General features: G+C 51.1%; 20 protein-coding genes. All 20 read right to left on the bottom strand.

The features are described from left to right. Nucleotide 1: 1 nt before the first annotated feature. A complete protein-coding gene (locus VXK30_RS09360; protein ID WP_275717254.1) occupies nucleotides 2–457 on the bottom strand; it encodes an NfeD family protein in 456 nt (151 codons plus the stop codon). Nucleotides 458–697: 240 nt separating this feature from the next. Then, a complete protein-coding gene (gene groL, locus VXK30_RS09365; protein WP_275717252.1) occupies nucleotides 698–2,329 on the bottom strand; it encodes a chaperonin GroEL in 1,632 nt (543 codons plus the stop codon). A 39-nt stretch (nucleotides 2,330–2,368) separates the two neighbouring features. Further along, on the bottom strand, nucleotides 2,369–2,653 hold the full coding sequence (locus VXK30_RS09370) for a co-chaperone GroES (protein ID WP_275717250.1): 285 nt from the start codon (nucleotides 2,651–2,653) through the stop codon (nucleotides 2,369–2,371). 157 nt (nucleotides 2,654–2,810) lie between these two features. Further along, on the bottom strand, nucleotides 2,811–3,713 hold the full coding sequence (locus tag VXK30_RS09375; RefSeq protein ID WP_275717248.1) for a diacylglycerol/lipid kinase family protein: 903 nt from the start codon (nucleotides 3,711–3,713) through the stop codon (nucleotides 2,811–2,813). A 32-nt stretch (nucleotides 3,714–3,745) separates the two neighbouring features. Beyond that, nucleotides 3,746–4,864 carry a THUMP domain-containing class I SAM-dependent RNA methyltransferase gene (locus tag VXK30_RS09380; RefSeq protein WP_275717246.1) on the bottom strand — a complete coding sequence of 373 codons (1,119 nt, stop codon included), beginning with the start codon at nucleotides 4,862–4,864 and terminating at the stop codon, nucleotides 3,746–3,748. A 121-nt stretch (nucleotides 4,865–4,985) separates the two neighbouring features. Then, complete coding sequence (gene hpf, locus VXK30_RS09385; RefSeq protein WP_275717244.1) at nucleotides 4,986–5,522, bottom strand: ribosome hibernation-promoting factor, HPF/YfiA family; 537 nt, start codon at nucleotides 5,520–5,522, stop codon at nucleotides 4,986–4,988. Between the two features lie 89 nt (nucleotides 5,523–5,611). Next, nucleotides 5,612–6,454, bottom strand: a complete 843-nt coding sequence (locus tag VXK30_RS09390; RefSeq protein WP_275717242.1) for a fumarate hydratase — start codon at nucleotides 6,452–6,454, stop codon at nucleotides 5,612–5,614. Nucleotides 6,455–6,464: 10 nt separating this feature from the next. Continuing rightward, a complete protein-coding gene (locus tag VXK30_RS09395; protein ID WP_275717240.1) occupies nucleotides 6,465–7,619 on the bottom strand; it encodes an amidohydrolase in 1,155 nt (384 codons plus the stop codon). Nucleotides 7,620–7,665: 46 nt separating this feature from the next. Next, nucleotides 7,666–8,109 (bottom strand): S1 RNA-binding domain-containing protein, encoded by a 444-nt coding sequence (locus VXK30_RS09400; protein ID WP_275717238.1) that lies wholly within the window; start codon nucleotides 8,107–8,109, stop codon nucleotides 7,666–7,668. Between the two features lie 33 nt (nucleotides 8,110–8,142). Further along, a complete protein-coding gene (locus VXK30_RS09405; RefSeq protein ID WP_275717236.1) occupies nucleotides 8,143–8,445 on the bottom strand; it encodes an FtsB family cell division protein in 303 nt (100 codons plus the stop codon). Between the two features lie 3 nt (nucleotides 8,446–8,448). Further along, nucleotides 8,449–8,985 (bottom strand): spore cortex biosynthesis protein YabQ, encoded by a 537-nt coding sequence (gene yabQ, locus VXK30_RS09410; RefSeq protein ID WP_275717234.1) that lies wholly within the window; start codon nucleotides 8,983–8,985, stop codon nucleotides 8,449–8,451. 14 nt (nucleotides 8,986–8,999) lie between these two features. Continuing rightward, nucleotides 9,000–9,278: a sporulation protein YabP gene (gene yabP, locus VXK30_RS09415; protein ID WP_038324293.1), complete on the bottom strand. Its 279-nt coding sequence runs from the start codon at nucleotides 9,276–9,278 to the stop codon at nucleotides 9,000–9,002. Nucleotides 9,279–9,336: 58 nt separating this feature from the next. Next, the gene (locus VXK30_RS09420; RefSeq protein WP_275717232.1) at nucleotides 9,337–9,597 is read right to left on the bottom strand and encodes an RNA-binding S4 domain-containing protein; all 261 of its coding nucleotides are present in this window, start codon (nucleotides 9,595–9,597) and stop codon (nucleotides 9,337–9,339) included. 77 nt (nucleotides 9,598–9,674) lie between these two features. Beyond that, nucleotides 9,675–9,950, bottom strand: coding sequence for an HU family DNA-binding protein (locus VXK30_RS09425; RefSeq protein ID WP_038324296.1), 276 nt, complete (start codon nucleotides 9,948–9,950; stop codon nucleotides 9,675–9,677). A gap of 51 nt (nucleotides 9,951–10,001) precedes the next feature. Then, nucleotides 10,002–10,793 carry a nucleoside triphosphate pyrophosphohydrolase gene (gene mazG, locus VXK30_RS09430; RefSeq protein WP_275717229.1) on the bottom strand — a complete coding sequence of 264 codons (792 nt, stop codon included), beginning with the start codon at nucleotides 10,791–10,793 and terminating at the stop codon, nucleotides 10,002–10,004. Between the two features lie 47 nt (nucleotides 10,794–10,840). Then, nucleotides 10,841–12,604, bottom strand: coding sequence for a putative polysaccharide biosynthesis protein (locus tag VXK30_RS09435; protein ID WP_275717227.1), 1,764 nt, complete (start codon nucleotides 12,602–12,604; stop codon nucleotides 10,841–10,843). A gap of 216 nt (nucleotides 12,605–12,820) precedes the next feature. Then, nucleotides 12,821–13,186: a zinc ribbon domain-containing protein gene (locus tag VXK30_RS09440; RefSeq protein WP_275717225.1), complete on the bottom strand. Its 366-nt coding sequence runs from the start codon at nucleotides 13,184–13,186 to the stop codon at nucleotides 12,821–12,823. 74 nt (nucleotides 13,187–13,260) lie between these two features. Beyond that, entirely contained in the window at nucleotides 13,261–14,205 is a 945-nt protein-coding gene (locus VXK30_RS09445) for a uridine kinase family protein (protein WP_275717224.1), read from the bottom strand. Next, a complete protein-coding gene (gene hemZ, locus VXK30_RS09450) occupies nucleotides 14,168–15,664 on the bottom strand; it encodes a coproporphyrinogen dehydrogenase HemZ (protein ID WP_275717222.1) in 1,497 nt (498 codons plus the stop codon). The genes VXK30_RS09445 and hemZ overlap by 38 nt, the downstream gene beginning before the upstream one ends. Next, nucleotides 15,661–16,296, bottom strand: a complete 636-nt coding sequence (locus VXK30_RS09455) for an MBL fold metallo-hydrolase (protein ID WP_275717220.1) — start codon at nucleotides 16,294–16,296, stop codon at nucleotides 15,661–15,663. Before VXK30_RS09455 ends, hemZ begins: the two co-directional genes overlap by 4 nt. Nucleotides 16,297–16,301: the final 5 nt, after the last annotated feature.

Here is a 16,301-nt window from a genome sequence, read left to right on the forward strand (position 1 = left end):
TCTATTCTTCCTCCTTCATTCCATTATGTACCGTTACAATCAGTTTAACCCCTTCGATTGCTTTGATGAGTACATGTTCTCCGATTTTTATGACCGAACCGTCTTCGCTCCGCGCCGTCCAGACGCTGCCCAGAACATTCACCTGTCCTTCGCCCAGGGTATTGTTAATTTCGGCAATCACAATGCCGTCCTTTCCAATATAGCGATCCGCATTGGTCTCTTCTTTCTTGAAATTCATCAGTTTTTTTACCAACGGTCTGGTGCTCACCAGCGTAACGGCGGTTACCACCACAAACACCACCGTTTGGGTCCAAAGCTCGGCTCCGCAGAGGTTTGCAATCAGGGCGCCGACCCCGCCTGCAACAAACCAGATGGAAACCAGCTGAGCGGTAGAGCCTTCGACGACTGCCGCGACAATAATCACCGCGAGCCAAAAGTAAGGCAAATATGTCTCCATGTTTTCACTCCTTCCGGTGTTGCATTTATCTTACCACAATTCCAATATGAAAACAACAACGCCAAATCGTCAAAAAAGACGGTTTTGGCCCGTTTTTTACCGGGCGGATAAGTCCATCCCCCCGGCCCGGGTTGGGGCTGAGTAAGCCGGGCCGGCTCTCGCCTGGCCGGTCCGTGGGCTAATAAAGAAAAGACGGGCGCCAAAAAAGCGTCCGTCTTTTTGAAATGCTGTTATTTACGATTAATACATGCCGCCCATGCCCGGGTCCGCCGGCATGGCGGGAGCCGGAGCAGGTTCCTTCTTATCCGTTACCAGGGATTCCGTGGTGAGCACCATGGCCGCTACGGAAGCCGCGTTCTGCAGTGCGGAACGCGTTACCTTGGTCGGATCCACAATACCGAAGGAAATCATATCGCCGTACTCCTCGGTAAGAGCGTTGAAGCCGTAGTCGACCTTGTCGGCATTCTTGATGTGTTCCACAATCACAGAGCCTTCAAGGCCCGCGTTCGCGGCGATCTGGCGGATCGGCTCCTCAAGGACTTTCAGGATGATCTTGGCGCCGGTCTTTGCGTCGCCTTCGCTGTCCACAACAACCTTTTCCACAGCCTTGTAGGTGTTCAGCAGAGCAACGCCGCCGCCCGCTACGATACCTTCTTCCACAGCAGCCTTTGTTGCGGCAAGAGCGTCTTCAATGCGGAGCTTCTGCTCTTTCATTTCCACTTCGGTTGCCGCGCCGACTTTGATAACGGCTACTCCGCCGGAAAGCTTGGCAAGACGCTCCTGCAGCTTCTCGCGGTCGAAGTCGGAGGTTGTGGTCCCGATCTGGGAACGGATCTGGGATACCCTTGCTTTGATCTCATCCTTATTGCCGGAACCGTCGACAATAATGGTGTTCTCTTTGTCCACCTTCACCTGGCGCGCACGGCCGAGCTGCTCAATCGTGGTCTCCTTGAGCTCCAGTCCCAGCTCTTCGGAAATAACCTGACCGCCTGTCAGAACGGCGATATCGCGAAGCATGTCTTTTCTTCTGTCGCCAAAGCCCGGAGCCTTTACACCGACACAGGTAAAGGTGCCGCGCAGTTTATTCAGGATCAGGGTGGTGAGAGCCTCGCCCTCGATGTCCTCTGCAATAATGACCAGCTTCTTGCCGGACTGTACGATCTTTTCCAGAAGCGGAAGAATTTCCTGGATATTGGAAATCTTCTTGTCCGTAATCAAAATATATGCATCATCAATAACGGCTTCCATTTTTTCCGTGTCTGTTACCATATAAGGGGTAATATAGCCGCGGTCGAACATCATGCCTTCTACGACCTCGGAGTATGTCTCGGCCGTTTTGGATTCTTCCACCGTAATGACCCCGTCGGAGGTCACTTTCTCCATTGCTTCGGAAATCAGCTTGCCGATAAAATCACTGGAAGCGGAAATCGTTGCAACACGGGCGATATCCTCGGAACCGGAAACCTTTTTGGAATGATCCGCCAGAGATTTTACGGCAGCGTCAACGGCCTTCTGTACGCCTTTGCGGACCTCCATCGGATTGGCGCCCGCGGTTACGTTTTTCATGCCCTCGCGGATAATGGCCTGCGCAAGCAGAGTCGCCGTGGTGGTACCGTCGCCGGCAACGTCGTTTGTCTTTGTCGCGACTTCCTTAACAAGCTGAGCGCCCATATTTTCAAAAGCGTCTTCCAGCTCGATCTCTTTGGCAATGGTGACACCGTCGTTGGTAATGAGGGGAGCGCCGAATTTTTTGTCGAGAACGACGTTCCTGCCCTTCGGGCCAAGGGTGATTTTCACTGTATCAGCAAGCTGATTAATACCGCTTAAAAGCGCTTTTCTGGCATCCTCGCCGTAAATAATCTGTTTAGCCATTGTTTATTTCCTCCAATATCAATTTATGATGTCTGTCAATTACTCTACGACTGCAAGAATATCGCTCTGGCGTACGATGGTAAATTCCTCACCGTCGATCTTGATTTCGGTTCCGGAATACTTGCTTGTTATGACTCTGTCGCCTTTTTTCACATACATTTTAATTTCTTTGCCGTCCACGACGCCACCGGGTCCTGCCTCGATCACATCCGCAATCTGCGGCTTTTCCTTTGCGGAGCCGGCAAGAAGAATCCCGCTCTTCGTGGTCTCCTCGGCTTCTTCCATCTTAATTAAAATTCTGTCTGCCAATGGTTTAATAGTCATAATATGTCCTCCTTCAAATAATTGATTTGTTTTAGCACTCATATCCCCAGAGTGCTAAGATATATTTTATATACTTATGTTCGGAAAATCAAGTGCTTTTTTCTAAAAAAATGCAATTTCATAAATTATTTACAATTATTGTGAATTTTTTGGATTTTTAAACCGGCACAATAAAATTAACCGCGTTCGGAACCACCTCAAAACGAAGATTTCTGATTGTGGCGCATTCGCCGTCAAAATTGGCGACGGCCAGATTCGGCGCTGTGATTTCCATTTTCTTTCCCCGGCAAAAGGTCAGTAGGCTTTTGAATTTCTCGGATTCCAGGTGCCCGCCGTTCTTGTATATTTTAATCAGCGGCGGAATCTGATACACGGGCGGCTTTTTGATCAGCACAAAATCCAGCAGCCCGTCGTCCGGAACAGCCTGCGGCGCGCCGCAAAAGCCCCCGCCGTAATACTTTCCGCTGCCGGCCAGAGCAAACAGGTAAGTGCCGTTAAACCTTGCGCCGCCGTCGATCAGAATCTCCAGCGGTTCGCCCAGCCTGCCGACCAGTACTTTTGCAAGAGCCAGATTATAGGCCATGGGCCCGCTGATAAAGGGAATGTCCTTGAATTTCACCATTTCAAAAGCGACCCTGGCGTCCAGTCCCACGGAGCAAAGGTTAATGGAATACTGCCCGTTGGAGTGAATCATATCCACGGGGCGGGAGTGCCCTTTCAACTGCTTTTTCAAGGATAAAAAGTCTGCGGGCTTCCCAAAGGTTTTGATATAGTCATTGCCGGAACCGCATGGAAAAATTCCCACCTCGGCATTTTTTCTCCCGATGGCGCCGGCCGCCGTCTCGCTCAGCGTCCCGTCTCCTCCGATGGCGTAAATCCGGACCGGGTCCCCTTTCCCGCTCTCTGTTTCCGCAAGCTCTGTGGCGTGCTTCGGCCTCTCGGTGAGATAGCAGGAGAATTCGATTCCGCTCGCGTCCAGATATTCGCGGATAGCAGGAAAAACGGTATCATAAGCATTCTTTTTACCGGCGACGGGATTCACAATAAATACATACCGCATGATAGCCTCCAGCTGAAATGATTTGAGGAATGTTATTTAAAATACATGTAGTATTGGCATTTAATCATGCCGTTGTAAAGCTTTCTGCGCCGGTCGGCCTTGCGGCCGAAACAATCTTCAAAGGTCTCGTCCGGGCTGATAATCGAGTAGCTCCATCCATGCCTGCGTTCAAAGACACTTCCCATGGTCCTGTAAAGCTCTTCCGCCTGACGCATGTCCAAAAGGCGCTCCCCATAGGGCGGGTTACAGATCACGCAGCCGTATTCGCCCACCGGCGTGAAATCCTCTATCCCCCGTTTTTCCGCATGAATCTGGGAGATAACCCCGGCTTTTTTCGCGTTCTCAAGCGTGAGCGTGACCGCCGCGCCGTCAATATCGTAGCCGTGAGCGGTAAACGGAGCGTCGCGCAGGACCACACTCTGCGCGCGTACCTTTTCCTTCTGCCAAAGGCTCTTATCGATACAGTCCCAGCGTTCGGCGGAAAAATGACGCTGCAAACCCGGCGCGATATTCAGCGCGTACATGGCGGCCTCGATCAGAAGAGTGCCGGAACCACAGAACGGATCGATAAAATTCGCGTCGTGCCGCACGCGGGAAAGATGTACCATACAGGCGGCAAGCGTCTCCTTAATCGGCGCTTCCGTGGAGCTTGCGCGGTATCCCCGCTTGTGAAGCCCCTCTCCGGAGGTATCGATCATAATGCTGGCCTGATCCTTCATGATCAGGAACTGGACCTGAAAAAGCGTTCCCGTCTCCTCGAACCAGCCGACATGGTACTTTTGCTTTAAACGCTCCACAATCGCTTTCTTGATGATGGACTGGCAGTCGGGAACACTGGACAGCTTGGAATTCAAGCTGCGTCCCTTAACCGGGAAGCGGTCGTTTTTCCCGATCCACCGCTCCCACGGCATGGCCTTTACCCCCTGAAAAAGCTCCTCAAAGCTGAGCGCCCGAAAATTCCCCATCTGCACGAGCACGCGTTCCCCGTAACGCGACCAGAGATTTGCACGGACAAGCATTTCGTCGGAGCCGTCAAAAACGACCCGCCCGTTCTGGGGCTCCACATTTTTCGCGTCCATTGCACGCAGTTCCTCCGCCACAAGGCCTTCCACCCCAAGAAGGCAGGGGCATACCAATTTAAAATGATCCATAATTCCACTCCAAAATTAAAATATGGGGCTGCGACAGTACGCAGCCCCAATCGTTATAGAAAACTATTCTCTATCAGGCACCGTGTTTTATCACCAAAACAGTGCGGGTGCGAATATTTTATTATTCCGTATCCGGCTCCAATAATCCGTAATTTCCGTCCTTGCGCTTATAAACCACATTGATTTCTCCGCTCTGTTCGTCGCGGAACATAAAAAACTGATGGCCGAGCAGGTTCATCTGAAGAATCGCTTCCTCCGTACTGAGAGGTTTTACAAAGAAATGCTTGGTACGCACGATCTTATATTCGCTGTCGTCTTCTTCGTCCGTATGCAGATAATTCTGTACATACTGGTCGAGGGCGGCAGAATGGATTTCTTTCTCAAGCCTTGTCTTATTTTTACGGATTTGCCTGCCCAGCGCGCTGATCACCTGATCCAGCGCGTCGTTCATCTCAAAGTCCGTTGCTTCCGCGCGATAAATCATTCCCCGCGATTTAATCGTAATTTCAACCGTCTGGCGGTTCCTCTCCAGCGTCACCATCACATTGGCCTGCGCGTCTTCATCGAAAATTCTGTCAAAGCGCGACAGCTTCTTTGCAGCCAACTCCTTAAAATTATCCCGCAGATTGACCTTCCTGCCAGTAACAGCAATTTTCATAGGAACATCTCCTTTTTCTATTCTTAAAAAAGAATATCGACTACCTATAATATACCATAATCATACGGCAAATAAAAGCGTCAGAAAATTTAAATGGTAATTTTCTTGTGGCGGGTCACATGGCAGCCTACGTTGACCGCTACCGGCAGCCCGGCAATGTGAGTGGGAAACTGCTCGATATTCACCGCAAGAGCCGTCGTAAGCCCGCCAAAGCCCTGCGGGCCGACGTTCAACTCATTGACTCTTTCAAGCATCCGCTGCTCCAGCCCGGCGTAAAACGGGTCGGAATTCCGCTGCGAAACCGGGCGGCAGAGCGCCTGTTTTGCCAACAGCGCGCATTTTTCAAAATCGCCGCCGATGCCCACTCCCAAAACAACCGGCGGGCACGGGTTCCCGCCCGCAATCCGAACCGTTTCCGCGACAAATCCGACGATATCGTCTGTGCTTGCGGACGGGGTAAACATTTTGATCCGGCTCATATTTTCGCTGCCGAACCCTTTCGGAGCCGCGGTAATCGCAAGCTTGTCCCCGGGAACCAGGCGCAGATGGATGACGGCGGGCGTATTGTCCCCCGTATTCCCCCTGCGGATAGGGTCCGCAGACACCGAACAGCGCAGCCGGCCTTCGAGATATCCCTGGCGCACCCCTTCGTTGACGGCGTCCTCAAACGAACCGCCGGTCAGGTGAACCTCCTGCCCGATTTCAACAAAAACCACAGCCATGCCCGTGTCCTGACAGATGGGGATTTCGAGCTCCCGCGCGGCATTCATATTTTCGCACAGATCGCACAGAACGGCCTTGCCGATCGGGGACGTCTCCTTCTCCGAAGCGGCGGAGATACAGTTTTCAAGGTCCTCCGGCAAAACGCGGTTCGCGTCAATAAAAAGCTTTTTAATCGCTTCGGTGATCTGTGAAACATCAATCTCTCTCATACGCGTTCCCTCATTGAATGATTTTTCCGTTGGCAATCACATATTTCGGTTTGGAGGTCATTTCGAGCGGATTCCCGTCAAAGACGACCATATCCGCGTCTTTTCCGGGTTCAATCGAACCCACCCTGCCGTCGATTCCGCAGATTTTCGCCGGGTTGATGGTAATCGCCTTCAAAGCGTCCTCATAGCGCATTCCCTCGCGCACGGCAAGCGCCGCACAGGTCGGAAGATACTGCAGCGGGACGACGGGATGATCGCTGATAATCGCGGTAAGGATGCCCGCATTTGCGAGAATTCCCGGGTTTTGCGGCGTTAAATTTTTCAGCTCCGGCTTGGAGCGGTCGCAAAGGAAGGGACCGGCCAGCACCCGTACGCCGTCCTTTGCCAGCGCGTCCGCAATCAGGTGCCCCTCCGTGCCGTGGACAATCACGTAATTCAGGTGAAATTCTTTGGCAATGCGGATGGCGGTAAAAATATCGTCGGCGCGGTGCGCGTGGAAATGCACCTCTATTTCGCCCCTGAGGGCGGGAAGCAGCGCCTCGGACTTCATATCGAACTCGGGCGCGTCAAAGTCCTCGTCGGTCTCCGAGCGCTCCAGATCCTTCTGATACCGCTGCGCCTTGAAAAGCTCCTCGCGAATCAGGGCGGCTGTCGCCATCCTTGTGGAGGGGGCAAGATTTTTGCCGTGATACACGGATTTCGGATTCTCCCCCAGCGCCATTTTAATGGCGACAGGAGCTTTTACAAGCATGTCGTCGATCCGTCCCCCGCAGGTCTTGATCGCGGCGAGCTGGCCGCCGACCGGGTTGGCGCTGCCGGGGCCGGTCACAACCGTCGTAACGCCGGCGGCAAGGCCTTCGCTGAAGCAGCGGTCGATGGGATTCACCGCGTCAATGGCGCGCAGCTGCGGCGTAACGGGATCTGTTTCCTCGTTTCCGTCGTCCCCCTCAAAAGTAAGGCCGTCCTCCCACATGCCGACATGCGTGTGCGCGTCCACAAAGCCCGGATAAACCCCGGCTCCCCGAACGTCGAGGACCTGCTCATCCTGTCCGGGCCGTACGGAACCGGAGCCCAAAGAATCGATTTTATCGCCTTTTGTACGGACCCAGCCGTCCTCTATTACTTTGCCCGCCATCGTATAAATTTTTGCATGAATCATCAGCATTGTTTTTCCTCCAACAAAAAAGCGGAGTGCGTGCACTCCGCTGAAATTATTTCGACTGGCCGGAACCGCCATGTTTGGAAAAGCCACCGCGCTTTGACTCTACACATCTTTTCAGATCCGACATCTTTTCATCACTTGTCTGCTTGAACTTGGACATCATATCCTCAAAGCTTGTCGCTTCGCTTTTTCTGCCCTGCCACTCGTAGTTTCCCGGTCTGGATACGCGGGGGGCGGGAGCATTGCTCCGCGGTGCGGGCGGAATGGCCTTTTTCATGGAAAGGCTGACTTTCCCGTCCTCGCTGATGCTCATTACCTTGACCTTCACCATTTGGTTCTCAGTCACAAAGTCGCGTATTTCCTTAACAAAGGTGGGTGCGACTTCCGAAATATGCACCATACCGGTTTTGCCGCCCGGCAATTCTACAAAAGCGCCGAATTTTGTAATGCCCGTAACTTTTCCTTCCAGGATCGTTCCTACCTCAAGCTGCATATGTAAGTGATTTCCTCCTTAATAATAGAGCGATTAATTCCCCGCAATATTAACAAAAACACGTTCTCCCGGCTTGGCAAAGTTCAGGCTTTCACGCGCAACGCGTTCAATATAATCGCTGTTCCCGTTTGCGCCTGTACCCAGGGCATGTTTTATGTCCTCGTTTTCTACCTGCTGGATAACGATCTTCTGCTTAACGGCCGCAAGTTCCTGGCGTTTCTGGCTGATCTGAACCTGTTGATTAACAAGCGCAACAATCGTATAGATTGCAAAAGCAAAGATAGCCGTACGCAGCAAAAAACTGCCCTTTTGCTTTTTTTTCTTGATAACCTTCATAACTCAGCGGCGCCTCCTAAGCTTTGCTGTCTTTTTCCGCTTCTTTTTCTTTTTTCCCTCAGGCTTTGCTTTGAAATGATTATACACTATTTCACGGTGATGTTTCAAGCGTTTTTTCAGATTTGATGCGACTATTTTTGTATTCTTACCAATTTTCTTCAGAACAGAGAGAAGCAAATGAGATATTTTAGCAAGTAATTTCTTAACAGGAACAATGACGAATTTTCGGACGATTCCCGCTATAAAACGAAACACACGGTAGGTTACCGTACCTACCGTCAAATAATACAGGCACCAGCCGATTCCTTCCCCCGCCAGAATATAAAACCTTACTTCTCCGTAATTGACACCCAGGGCAAGCAGGAAGGTAACAAACGCCGCCGTAACCATATAGAACAGATCCTGAAAAAACACGGCGCGGCGTTCCGATTGAAATACGGTGCGAAAGATGCGGAAAATATCATAATACGCGCCCAGGAATACACCGGCAGCAATGGCAATGACAAACCCCTGAAGCTGGGCAGTGAGAGATAAATTCAAATAACCTCACTCCCCTATTTAAACAGCCTCGAGAAAAAGCCGCCTGAAAGCTGATTTTCAACATAGGACATGGCGCTGATATCGCCGGTCAAGGTCAGTTCGCCGGTTTCAATATTCAATTTATTAATCTGCAGCTTTGTCCCCTTAATAATCAGCTGGCCCAGGTCGGTGTAGGCGACAATGGTCTGTTCGTCAAAGCTGTCAACATTGGAAACGCCGGTGGCGGTCAATGCGCGACGGTTTTCAAGGATCAGGCTGTGCGGTACCTTCACAGACTTTTTTTCTTCAGCCATTTCAAGACCCTCCTATTCATTCATACCAATTTGTATGCATAAACGGAGGGACATATACTTAAAGGTTCGCGGGTCCGTCCGACAGAACGCGGTACATTTCCGCGGCCTCTTCCTTTTTCGCGTATTCGTTTACGCTGAGCACCTGCGCCTTTACGCCGCGCGAACCGAGCTGCAGCTCCAGAATATCGTCTACCTTCACGTCGTAGGAGGCTCTGGCCGGTTTTCCGTTCACAAGCACCCGCCCGGCGTCGCAGGCTTCGTTCGCGATGGTGCGGCGCTTAATGATACGGGATATTTTCAGATATTTATCCAATCGCATAGTATAAACCCCTTCTGAATAAATAAAAGGCTGTAACGTCATAGTCTGTTACAGCCTTTTATGAGAACCGTTCTATTTTATTTAGCTGTAGCGTCCTTAAATGCTTTGCCTGCCTTGAAAGCAGGAACTTTGGAAGCGGGAATGGTGATGGGAGAATTTGTTCTCGGGTCACGGCCCTGTCTCTCACTGCGGCTGCGTACTTCAAATGTACCAAAACCAACAATCTGGACTTTTTCATCTTCGGAAACAGCTTTAACGATTGTGTCAATCATTGCATTGACAGCATTATCGGCATCTTTTTTGGACATACCTGCCTTTTCAGCAACAGCAGCAATTAATTCTGTTTTGTTCATAATATTTGACCTCCGTTTTTTTATTATTCAACAGCAGAAAGCTGAGAATGATTAATTTGTCTTAGCTTCATTCCAAAGAGAATCAAGCTGTTCCAGCGACAAAGAAGCCATATCGGCCCCGCGTTCCTTTGCAAGCTGTTCCATTTTCTGAAAGCGCGAGATGAATTTATCACAGGAAAAGCTTAAGGCCTGCTCAGGCTCCACTTTTAAAAACCGCGAAACATTCACGACAGAGAATAAAAGGTCGCCCAACTCTTCCATGCGGTCTTCCCAGCTTCCATTGTCTATCGCTTCCTTTAATTCACAGGTTTCTTCCGCAACCTTATCAAGCGCGCCGGAAATATCGGGCCAGTCAAACCCGACCTTTGCGGCCTTATGCTGCACCTTGGCGCTTCGCATCAAAGCGGGCAAGGCTTTTGAAACGCTTTGCAGAACTTCCGTCTGGGTTGCCTGTTTTTTGGTTTCCTTTTTGATCGCGTCCCAGTTGACAAGAACCTCGTCGGAACTGTTGATGACCGTGCTGCCAAAAACATGGGGATGGCGAATAATCATCTTTTGGGCAATCCCGTCCACCACATCAGAAAAGTCAAAACGGCCGCTTTCCTTTTCAAGCTGAGAATGAAACAGCACCTGAAGAAGGACGTCGCCCAGTTCTTCCTTTAAAAGCTCCGTATCCTCATTGTCAATTGCCTCAACAGCTTCATAAGTCTCCTCAATAAAACAATTCCTGATACTTTGATGTGTCTGTTCCCTGTCCCATGGACAGCCCTCCGGAGAACGGAGAATCGCCATGATTTCCAGCAAATCCTGCATGCTGTATTTTTCCTTGAACTGAAAATCCAAAACAAATATCTCCTGTGAAAGAAAGTATCGGATAAACTGCTATCATTTTACCTTATCCAATTATGTTTTTCAAGTATTTTCACAATTTTTTGTCCTTTTGGAAGCATAAGCACATCGTTCGTATTCAGAGCCTTAAACCACAGCATGCAGATCACATAAATCACGCCCGCGGCGGCGATGGCCAGCAGGGTCGCAATCTTTCCCAGTCCGAGCATCGCGCCCGCCTTCTGAATAAAAAACGCGGCCGATACGCAGATGACGGAAGCCAGCAGCGGCTTCAGGAATATGCTCACAAAGTTGATCGTGATCCTTGCTTCCCGGCAAAGGAAGAACAGGGCGAAAACCATAATGAAAATATAGCACACCAGAGTCCCGGTCCCCGCGCCCATCACGTTGATTTCGGGAATTCCGACCAGCGTGTAGTTTAAAACAAGCTTAATCGCCAGGCCGACAGCCAACAGCTTTACGGGAAGATCCACCCGGCCCACCGCCTGAAGCATGCTGTTGATCGGCGTGCTCATCGCCGCGAAAATCGCGCCAAGACCCAGCAGGACCAGAATTCTGCCGATAACCGTGGGTGCGTTCTGAGAACCGTACAGCAAGGTCGCGATCGGCGTGGAGAGTACGGAAAGCCCCAATCCCGCCGGTATGGTTAGCATTGCCACAATTCGAAGAACCGATTCAATGCTTCGCTTAATTTTTTTAGGATTTCCGCCCGTCCAGGCTTCCGTGACGTTCGGAAGAGCGCTGACGCCGAACGCCTGCGTAATAGCGGGCACCAACATAAACAGGGTTGATGCGTTGGAAAAGCAGCCAAACAGAAAAGTAGGTACATTGTTGAGCTTGACGACGGAGTCGGGCATCACGTTCGCGTACATGCCGATCAGCACCTGGGAATGCTCCGACATGATATCGTTGATGCGCTTCTGCAGGAACGTGCTGTCGATAAAAGTGGAAAGATTGACCGCAAGCGAACCCAGCGCAATCGGAATGGCCGTTTTAATCAGGCGGACGGTCGTATGTTTCATGGGCAGCGGACGGGGGGACGCGCGAAGCATCTCCTTTGTGATCCCGTCGCCGTGCCTTTTATGGTAAAGAAAAAGATAGAGAAAACCGAAAACGGAACCGATGGTAACGCCGAAAATCGCCCCCGCGGCCGCGTAAGGGAGCGTGGCGATCTTCGCGTATTCCGCCGAAGCCATTTTCACGCCGTAAACCGTGCCGCTCGCCGCGAATTCCTTCAATCCGGACTGAATAATCATCGACGCAATGGCAAGGCCGAAAATCAGCTTGCAAAGCGCTTCCACGATTTCGGAGATCGCGGTGGGATACATGTTGCGAAGGCCCTCATAGTATCCCCGGTAGATCGCCATCAGGCTGTTGAAGAGGATCGCCGGAGCAAGGGCGTAAATCGCGGGAAGAGCGTTTTGCGGGTTGTTTCCGACCGCGTAGGAAACATAGGGCTTTGCCCCGAAAAACATAATGGAAAAAGCGACAATGCCGAGAAACAGGAAAATCTTTATGGAAACTGTATGGATCTGTCGGATGTCACGGTACCGGCCTCGGGCGGAGTTTTCCGACACAAGCCGGGAGATGGCGATTGGGAAACCCGCCGTGGCAAGGCTGAAAATCGGGAAATACAGAGAATACGCATTTCCAAAATAGCCGTTTCCAACGGGCGTCAGTATCCAGGCGAGCGGAATTTTAAACAGTGCTCCGATAATCTTTACCAGAGCAATCGCTACCATCAGGATTAAAGCGCCGTGTAAAAAGCTCTGTTTGCCAACGGCCGCGGTCCTTTTGTTTTCCATTGCGACACATCCATTCCAAAGTAATCACATAATTTTTTATCTATAAACTGCAAACGCCTCTTTCCACGGTCAGGGCAGAAGAAAAGAGGAATTACCATTGCACACATCTTCTCATGGTAAATAGTATACTAAATAAGTTAAAATATTATGAACATTATTCCAGACATTGAAAAAGAGGGGTACTACGCCCCTCTCTTTAATAAATGCCGAACGATCTCAGTCATCCGAAAGCTTATGGCCGCATTTACTGCAGTAATCCGCGTTCTGCGGATTTTCCTCACCGCAGTTCTTGCAAACCATTCTGGCGCGCATGGCGACCAGCTGCTCATTGACAGCGTCAAGCTGCTCATATAAATCATCTATTGCGGTAATGCATTCACTGACAAGGTCAGACGAGTCGTTATCGGTCTTTTTGGCTTCATAAACCGTCCTGCCAAGCGATTCAAAGTGCTTTGAAATTTCATTGTTCAGATCGGCAGCGTTTATTCTAAGCTTAGAGATATCGACAAACTGACCCGCTTTTTTCCCGACAACATTCACCGCGGACTTCGCGTTGACAACGACATCTTCAAACAGTCCCATAATAGCACACTCCTTTAATTAGATTTTCTTACTAAAATTATATTCCAACGGAAGAGGAAATGCAATAAAATTCATCAATAGATCCCGCCGCCGATGAACTCGCGGATAATGGAATCCCGGGGCACGAATTCGCTGTTGATCGGAGTAAACTTCTCAAGGCTTTCGACGAGTTTTTCCGTCAAAGGGTACTGCCCGCAATCGGCGGGAACGGTCTTCAGAAGGGGGACGGCCTGATTGGCCAGCACACAGGTTTCATAGGTGTGCAGCGAATTGATGGTATAATCGGCGTCGCTGCGGTAGGGTTTAATGTATTTCCTCTCCCCATCCATCACCGTCGGCCACATTTCCAACGTCCGCACCGGCTTAGCGCCCCGGAAATTGTAATCCCTTACGATCCTTCGCACCAGCCTCATTTCATTCGCGTCAAACAACTGCTTGCTTCCTTCGTGAATTCCCTGCTTCACACTGATATAGATTTTGCATACGCCCTCCTGGGGCAGCTTGTCGATAAAAACCGGATTCAGCGCGTGGATTCCTTCCACAATGGCAATGTCGTGCTCCCGCAGAGACACCTGGCGCCTGTGCGGATACGGCATATGGATTTCAAAATTGAAAACCGGCATCGTGCAGTGACGGTTCTCGATCAGGGAAAGAAGGCATCTTTCAATGTCGGGAACATCCAGCGCGTCCACGGATTCATAATCGTGCTGCCCGTTTTCAAGCACCGGAGCCTGCCGCTCCCCGCGGTAGAAATCATCCAGAGAGATGATGGTGGAGCCGATTCCGACCGACTGAAACGCGTTTTTCAAAAGATTTGAGGTGGTTGTTTTTCCGCTGCTGGACGGGCCGGAAAGCATAATCAGCCGGCAGTTCCGTTTTTGCCCGGCAATGCTTCTGGCTATATTTCGGATGCTCTGGTGATAGGCCTCTTCCGTCCGCATAACAAAAGCTTCCGGCTGCGTGGACGCCGCGGCGTTGATCTTACTGAGCTCGTTCTGATACTCCACAAAATTGCTCATAAACAGTTTTCACCTGATCTTTTCTAATAATCATTTCCTCAAAGCGATTGATATATTCATAGGGATATTTAAAGTTAAAAATGCGGGTAAGTCCGCCCGAGTACGGGTCTTTGATTTTGCTCGCGGCGCCCGCGCCGCAGGCGAGAATCGTCTGGGATTCCTCCATAATCACAACATTGTACGGGCTTTCAAAGCCGGGCCTCGCCCATCCGGTATTTTCCAGATTGCCCACCATCCGGCTCTGCCGGTAAAGATAATACGGCAAATACCCGTGCGAAAGCAGCCGGCTGTCGGCGTAATCCAGCATTTCCGACGCCTGTGCGCCGCTTACAAAAGGCTCGCTTCCCTCCTGAAAAATCCTGGCCGAACGCTTCAGGGCAAGCGTGTGGACCGTAACGCTTTCCGGGGCAAGGCGGATCACTTCATCCAAAGTGGACATAAAGCTCTCCACCGTGTCCTGCGGCAGTCCCGTAATCAGATCCATATTGATATTGCCGAAGCCGTGTTCACGCGCCAGCGCGAAAGCCGAAAGGGTCTGCGCGGTCGTATGGCGGCGGCCGATTGCTTTGAGCACTTCGTCGTTCAGCGTCTGTGGATTGATGCTGATGCGCGTAACCCCGCGCCTTTTCATCGCGTCCAGCTTATCGCCGGCAATGGTGTCCGGCCTGCCCGCTTCCACAGTAAACTCACGGCAGGCAGAGAGGTCAAAGCTGTCGCGGATGGCGGCCAGAAGGACCTCCATCTGCTGCGCGGACAGGGTCGTGGGCGTTCCTCCGCCGATGTAAACGGACTCCAGCCGCAGCTTCAGGCCGGAGGCTACTTTCGCGGTATGACGGATTTCTTCGCAAAGGAGAGTCAGGTACTGCGGAATCAGCTTTGCCGTCTTTTCCACCGACGACGAAACGAAGGAGCAGTAAGAGCAGCGCGTCGGGCAGAAAGGGATGGAAACATACAGGCTGAAGGATTCCGGTCTGGACTGTGCCAGAATCTTTTCTTCGCCGCGCATGGTCAAAAGGCTTAATTCCGTTTTAGCGCCGGAAACAAGAAGCTCGTTCCGAAAATAATCCAGCCCTTCCTGTTCCCCTTTTTCGGCAATCAGGCGGCGCAGCAGCTTTACCGGCCTGACTCCCGTCAGGATTCCCCACTTCGGGGTAAAGCCGCAGTATTGTGTCAGAAGGCGGAACAGCATAACCGCCATACGGCGCTCGCTGTCCTTCTGCTGGACATCTCCCGATAAAGCAAGCGTATCCGAGTCTTCGCCCTCGTAGGAACCGAGCTTCACGCGCACGGAAATCCGCAATCCTTCCGGCAAGGCCTTCAGCCCGGTATAAACGAGCCAGTCGTCCTGCTCATCAGCGGGCAATTCGGAAACCACTTTGATTTTTTGATAAGGAAAAAAGACGCGGCAGAGATTTTCCATTTCGTAATGGAACGAGTGTCCGTCGATCATCAGGATCATAAGACGCCGTTCCCCATATACGGATTGTTTTTTCTTTCGTATTCCAGCGTCGTTTCCCATTCGTGCCCCGGGTAAACATGATAGTCTCCCTCGAGATTCTCAAGCTTTTTCAGGGAATCCATCATCTGCGGGTAGCTCCCGGTCGGGAAGTCCGTCCTGCCGCAGCTGCATTTCATCAGCGTATCGCCTGAAAAAATAGCGTCTCCCACAAGATAGCAGCAGCTGCCGATCGTATGTCCGGGCGTATGCATCACACGGATTTTCAGGCTGCCAAGCTCTATCCTATCGCCGTCGTTCAGCGAGACATCCGCCGTAAAAGGCTCCGCTCCCAGCGGGGTGACCATGGTGGACAAATTCAGGGAATTGTCAGCGGTAAACAGCATATCGTCGGAATAGATATAGATTTTGGCGCCCGTCAGCCGTTTTAAAGAACTTACCCCCATAATATGATCAAAATGCCCGTGAGTTAACAAAATGGCTTTGATATTCTCCTTGCCCGCGGCAAGAACCGCCTTTGTCAGTCTCGGGTCCTCAAAACCCGGATCGATTACCGCCGACAGGCCGGTTTCGTCATCTGTCAGAATATAGCAGTTGGTGGGCAGCGGCCCGCCGGTGATTCTATTTACTTTCATATCTG

The organism is Caproiciproducens sp. CPB-2, from assembly GCF_036287215.1.
GTDB lineage: Bacteria > Bacillota > Clostridia > Oscillospirales > Acutalibacteraceae > Caproiciproducens.